This is a genomic window from Pedobacter sp., assembly GCF_035317785.1.
Classification (GTDB): domain Bacteria; phylum Bacteroidota; class Bacteroidia; order Sphingobacteriales; family Sphingobacteriaceae; genus Pedobacter.
On record NZ_DATHGC010000313.1, the window covers coordinates 1 to 5,808 of the forward strand.

7 protein-coding genes are annotated in these 5,808 nt (G+C 44.6%); 5 read left to right on the top strand and 2 right to left on the bottom strand.

What is annotated here, in order from left to right; all coding sequences use genetic code 11:
• Together VK541_RS19545 and VK541_RS19550 are read right to left on the bottom strand one after the other, a co-directional pair.
• A partial coding sequence (locus VK541_RS19545) for a TonB-dependent receptor plug domain-containing protein (protein WP_324372107.1) occupies positions 1–715 on the bottom strand: 715 nt, incomplete at its 3' end.
• Positions 716–937: 222 nt separating this feature from the next.
• The gene (locus VK541_RS19550) at positions 938–1,576 is read right to left on the bottom strand and encodes a GntR family transcriptional regulator (protein ID WP_324372108.1); all 639 of its coding nucleotides are present in this window, start codon (positions 1,574–1,576) and stop codon (positions 938–940) included.
• Between the two features lie 283 nt (positions 1,577–1,859).
• On the opposite strand from VK541_RS19550, the gene VK541_RS19555 reads away from it, so the two are divergent.
• The 5 genes from VK541_RS19555 to VK541_RS19575 form a co-directional block, all read left to right on the top strand.
• Positions 1,860–2,732: a ThuA domain-containing protein gene (locus VK541_RS19555; protein ID WP_324372110.1), complete on the top strand. Its 873-nt coding sequence runs from the start codon at positions 1,860–1,862 to the stop codon at positions 2,730–2,732.
• A gap of 25 nt (positions 2,733–2,757) precedes the next feature.
• Complete coding sequence (locus VK541_RS19560; protein WP_324372111.1) at positions 2,758–3,642, top strand: sugar phosphate isomerase/epimerase; 885 nt, start codon at positions 2,758–2,760, stop codon at positions 3,640–3,642.
• Between the two features lie 16 nt (positions 3,643–3,658).
• On the top strand, positions 3,659–4,825 hold the full coding sequence (locus VK541_RS19565; protein ID WP_324372112.1) for a mandelate racemase/muconate lactonizing enzyme family protein: 1,167 nt from the start codon (positions 3,659–3,661) through the stop codon (positions 4,823–4,825).
• A gap of 26 nt (positions 4,826–4,851) precedes the next feature.
• Positions 4,852–5,340: a VOC family protein gene (locus VK541_RS19570; protein WP_324372113.1), complete on the top strand. Its 489-nt coding sequence runs from the start codon at positions 4,852–4,854 to the stop codon at positions 5,338–5,340.
• On the top strand, positions 5,341–5,808 hold a 468-nt coding region (locus VK541_RS19575), incomplete at its 3' end, for an NAD(P)-dependent oxidoreductase (RefSeq protein WP_324372114.1).

The following is a 5,808-nucleotide window of genomic DNA, read 5'->3' on the forward strand; positions in this document are numbered from 1 at the left end:
TAGTCGTGACAAGTATAACTCCATTAGCTCCCCTGGCACCGTATAAAGATGTTGCTGTAGCGTCTTTCATAATCGAAAAACTTGCAATGTCATCAGGCTGTAGCCTGGCCAGTTCTGTGGTCGGCAGCTCTACTCCGTCAATTAAGATGAGCGGATCTTTTTTGTAACCGAATGTAGTAACACCCCGAATAAAAAATGAGGCATTGTCCATGCCGGGCTCCCCGCTTCTCTGATAGGCAATAACGCCGGCCAGCCGGCCAGCAAGTGCTGTGGTTAAATTGCTCGACGGAACTTTCAGCTCTTTGGGGTTTATTGACGTGACCGCACCTATAACATCTTGCTTCTTTTGTTTACCAAAGGCAACAACAACTACCTCTTCTAAATTTTCGTTGCTTTCCTGAAGTATTACATTGACGATAAGGTCATCTCTAATGTCTACGCTTTGGGTTTCGAAACCGATAAGTCTGAATTCCAATGCCTGGGATGCTTTTGGCATAGAGATCCAGTAATTGCCTTTATCATCAGTTATCGATTTTTGGACACCATTTTTGACAGATACGATTACGCCTGGCAATGGCTTGCGGTTTATGCTGTCAATTACAGTTCCATGAACAGATTTAAATTCCTGGGCATTGACCGGGTCTGGTATCCATACTAAAAGCGCGGCCACCAGCAGAAGATAGTGACGATACAGAAACAAATTTTTACTTGTCATATTTTGGTTTGGTTGGTTTACTGATTTACACTATTTTTGTAAACAAAATAATATAAAATAATAATCCGCCGTATGACCAATTTTAACTAATGCTTAAAGTATTTTGGCTTAAATGTGTTTTTGAAAGAGCAGCTGAATCATCTAAAAATTTAATGACGAAAACAACGGTATAAAAAAATCTCGAATGGTATTTTGAGACTTTTTCAGAATTGAAGGCTTTTCTTACGTTAAATCCAAAGCTGTTATTTCGCCCCTAAGAAGATGTTTAGTGAGGCGTTCTTCGGCCACACCCAGGTTTTTGCTTTTAAGGGCGTCAATTATTTCACGATGCTCTTTGTCGGTTAGCTGATAATCTTCCATGTGCCTCTGTGTTCTCCCAAGCTTCAGATGGAACAACGGGATATTGCTTAAGGAGTAAATATCCTTAAGTTTCTGGTTTCCTGCAATATTTATTAATGTTTCATGAAATTTCACGTCAGCCTCACAAGCACCTCCGAAATAACCGTTATTCACCATAGCAGTAAAATCGTCACATATACTCTCCAGTTCGTTTATCTGTTGCTTGTTGATTTTTTGAAATACAAGTCTTATTGCGCCTAGTTCCAGAACTTCGCGCAGCTCCCTTATTTCTCTGAGGTCTTTAGCACTTGTAGATTTGACAAAATATCCTCCTTTTTCTCCCTTTTCAAGCAAATTTTCCCCTAAAAGTCTGTTTAGAGCTTCTCTAACAGCCATCCGGTTTACTTCCATCCGCTCTGCCCAAAATCCTTCTTTCAATCTTGTTCCTGGTAAAAGCTGCTGGGACAATAATTTTCTCCTCAGCTCCACATAAACTTTATTTGATAGTGAGTCTTCTCTCATGGATAAATAATGTAAACAATTTTAAGTAATAAAAACCAACAATATATAAAAATTTACAATAAAGTTTATAGCAGATGTCATTTGCTCAGTTACCGAGGGGCCGATCAGGGATGAGGATGCTGCAGATTATCTGATGATGACTAAGATACAGCTGAAAAAGGTGCGAATGAGATTAAAGAAAAGCAGATATTTCACGCAAACGATTGATCTTTCCCTTGCATTCCATTGAAATAATGCTATTTTTGGATAAGTCAACACACTTCTAACCATTAAAACTGTTCGAATGAGAAACCTGAGGATCATCCTTTGTTTAGCCTTGTCTTTTACATTATTATTCTTTTCATATTGTTCAAGTGCCCAAAATAAATCCGGGCAATCCAAAAAACCTCTGGTGGTATTTGTGACGGGAGACCATGAATACAGCAGTGAAGCAACTATGCCATTGATTGCTGCTGAGCTGGAGAAGAACTACGGGATGCGCACTATCGTGCTGAAATCATCGCCTGATCACAACTCAGAAGAAAATATCCCTGGTCTGGAAGCATTAAAAGACGCGGATCTGGCGGTGTTCTTTCTGCGCTGGAGAAGATTGCCAGAGGAGCAGGTAAAATATATTGACGATTACCTGAAGTCCGGAAAACCGGTGATGGGTTTCAGAACGAGCACACATGCTTTCAATTACCCTGCGGGTCATAAATTAGTGCATTGGAATTCCTTTGGGGAGTTTGCCCTTGGTGCGCCCGGTGGCTGGGGAAAAGGCGGACATACCCATTATGGCCACAAATCTTCTACTGATGTCTCTGTGATTGCGGCGCAGGCCAAACATCCCATACTGACAGGTATAAAACCAGAATTTCATGCCACATCATGGTTGTATCGTGTACTGCCGGATTATCCGGTGAAGGGATCGACCTGGCTGTTGATGGGTAAATCAGTAAATCCAGACAAAGCAGCTATCGATAATCCTGTGGCCTGGACCTGGACGACACCGGCAGGTGGCCGTGTATTTACCACCACGCTCGGACATCCGGAGGACTTCAATGAAGAAGGCATGCAGCAACTGGTCATCAATGCGGTGCATTGGACCTTAAACAAACCTGTACCAAAAAAATGGGCAGGAAAGGTCGCTATGAGCGTGCCTTACAGACAGCCTTAATTTTTCTTGTACCCTATATATATTTATGGAACTCTCTATACACAACTGGATGCGATCCGAAACCATAGAAACCACCATTCGCAGGGTTTCTGGTCTGGGATATACTAAACTTGAAATTGCCGGGAGTCCGGAGCATTACGATACCAAAACAGTTAGAAAATTATTAAATGATTATAATCTGTCTTGCTGGGGCTCTGTAACACTGATGCTGGAAGACCGCAATCTGCTGGCTAAGGATGAAGGCCAGCGGGCAAAATCGGTACAATATGTCAAAGATGTGGTCAGGATGGTGAAAGAGCTGGACGGACACATGGTATCGGTGGTACCTGGTACTGTTGGAAAAATCGTGCCCGATGGAAGACCTGATGAGGAGTGGCAATGGGCAGTAGATTCCATGAAAGAAATATACGAATATAGCGAGGCCTCGGGTATTTTGCTGGGTATAGAGCCGATCAACAGATTTGAGACCTATTTCATCAACCGTGGCGACCAGGCATTGGCACTCGCTGAGGCTGTCGGACCAAAATGCGGAGTCTGCCTGGATACCTTTCATATGAATATAGAAGAATTGGATATGTTTGATGCAATCAGACGGGCGAAGGGAAGACTGGTTGGTTTTCATGTAGCGGACAACAACAGAATGGCCCCTGGTATGGGCAACCTGAACTGGCCTAAGATCATTGATACTTTAAAGGAAGTAGGCTATGATGAGGTACTGTCCGTTGAATTCTGCTCGCCGCTGGACCGCACGCCCGCCAATCCATACCCTGGTTCTATCGATGAAAGCCCGCAGGACCTTTCCGGAGAACAAAAGAAATTTTTGGAAGATCATGGAAGTACTTCAGTAACAGCTGAGTTTTACACCATGCTCACGACCAAATCATTCGATACTTTATCAAAACTGATTTAAAAATTTATATATACCAATGAAAATAACTAATGTAGAGGCATTTTGGCTTCGCTGTCCTATTCCAAAAGAAAAGCAACACTTTTCCGACTATGGATTGCTTACCAATTTTGACATGACCCTTGTTGTGGTTACTACTGAAGATGGTCTTCAGGGTTTTGGCGAGGCTAAGGCTGCCGTTGGGTCTTCAGGGGTTTGTGCCTCCATCGTGAGCTGTGTAGAGAATGAACTGAAGCCCGGCCTGATCGGTAAGGATGCAGGAAACATTACCCGTTTGTGGGAAGAAATGTACAATGGTACACGTGACCATTATGCTTTGACCAGAGGCAGGAAATTTCCTATACTGGGCCGGCGGGGTCTAACTGTGTCGGCAATGAGTGGCATAGATACTGCGTTATGGGATTTGAAGGGAAAAGCATTGGGTGTGCCTGTAATGGATTTGCTTGGAGGCGCTTGCCGTGATGAAATGCCTGCTTATGCGAGTGGCGGCTGGGCCGATGTGGACAATATCGGTGCGCAGCTGAACGGGTATGTGAGCAAGGGGTTTAACGGGGTAAAAATGCGTGTCGGGGTGATGGATAAAAACGTTCAGACCAGTATTGACCGGGTCAAAGCTGCCAGGGCAGCGCTTGGGCCGGATATTAAGCTGATGGCTGATGCACACGGGACTTTTAGTGTCCCTGAGGCGAAGCAGTTTTGCAGGGGAGTAGAAGATTGCAACCTGTATTGGTTTGAGGAGCCTATCAGCCCGGACAACAGACACGGTACCGCTGAAGTAAGGGCTTCAACAGCGATACCGATTGCTGCGGGAGAAAGTGAGTATACCAGCTTTGATATCCGGGACCTGCTGGAACTGAGGGCGATTGATGTGATCCAGCCTGATGCTGCTATTATTGGTGGTATATCGGAAGCCATGCGCGTCGGCCACCTGGCTGCTGTGCAGCAGCTTGAGCTGGCACCGCATTGCTGGGGTTCTGCTTTTTCTTTTATGGCGGGGCTGAACGTAGCTTTTGCTTCGCCTGCAGCGACGATCATTGAGTTTTCCCTGGGTGGAAACCCGATGATGTATGACCTGGTGCAGGAGCAGATTACGGTCAATAACGGCGTAATCGCGGCACCTTCAAGTCCGGGGCTGGGTTTAACACCCAACTGGGATTTTGTACACGAATTCAAACAAAAAATCTAATTATTGTATTTATAAATTACAGACATATGGCACGGGCAATCAAAATCAATCACGTCACAGTCATCGTTGACAATCTGGAAAAGGCAGGGGAATTCTATCAGCAGGAATTGGGTCTGGAGCCGCTTGCGGCCTTTCGGTTCGATTATCCTGTGATGTTTTTTAAATTCAATGAGGAACAACAGCTGCACATCTCTGAATGGGAAGGCGACAAGACTTCTTTCCGCGGACACATTTGTGTACAGGTGGATGACTTCAATAGTCTTTTCTTCCGGATGAAGGAACTGAACGTCATAGACATACATCCATGGGGTAAGGTAAGAAAACTGCCTGATGGGGCCATGCAGATGTTTGTGCGCGACCCTGCAGGTAACCTGGTAGAGATATCTTCTGTCCCGGGATCTGAGGTAGATCCAAAGATATTTGAAGATGACCTTTATGAAGAGGGCTTATACGTCTCCAACAGAAATGATTTTAGAGGATACAGGTCTGATAACGCTACTTTGTATCATAAATAAATGGGTAAAAAGGGTGTATTGTTGTTAGAAACCATTGCAGAGGAGGCTTTATGGATCCTGGAGGCAAATGCACAGATATTTACCGGTTATGATGCGAAGAGTTTAAGTGCTGTTTTGGCGTGTGAGGAAATTCATGCCATCATTACAAGGGGGAAGGGGCAGATCAATCCGGCACTCATGGATGCCTGCCCAAAATTGGAGATAGCTGCCAGATGTGGTGTGGGACTGGATAATGTGGATGTAGCAGGCGCTACCGCCAGAAATGTGAAGGTGATCAATGCGCCGGGCAGCAATGCGGCAACGATTGCTGAACATACTTTATCGCTGATGCTCATGCTCATGCGCAATATGTATACTTCGGTGGCTGAGGTCAAAAAGGACAACTGGAACTGGCGTAATAATTATAGCGGCGATGAGCTCAATGGCAAAACGCTTGGGATTCTGGGTATGGGCAATATTGGCAAACGC

Bases quoted from the DNA above. Each gene is read 5' to 3' on its own strand.
- VK541_RS19555 (WP_324372110.1), top strand. From the start codon at position 1,860: ATGAGAAACCTGAGGATCATCCTTTGTTTAGCCTTGTCTTTTACATTA.
- VK541_RS19570 (WP_324372113.1), top strand. From the start codon at position 4,852: ATGGCACGGGCAATCAAAATCAATCACGTCACAGTCATCGTTGACAAT.
- VK541_RS19565 (WP_324372112.1), top strand. From the start codon at position 3,659: ATGAAAATAACTAATGTAGAGGCATTTTGGCTTCGCTGTCCTATTCCA.
- VK541_RS19560 (WP_324372111.1), top strand. From the start codon at position 2,758: ATGGAACTCTCTATACACAACTGGATGCGATCCGAAACCATAGAAACC.
- VK541_RS19550 (WP_324372108.1), bottom strand. From the start codon at position 1,576: ATGAGAGAAGACTCACTATCAAATAAAGTTTATGTGGAGCTGAGGAGA.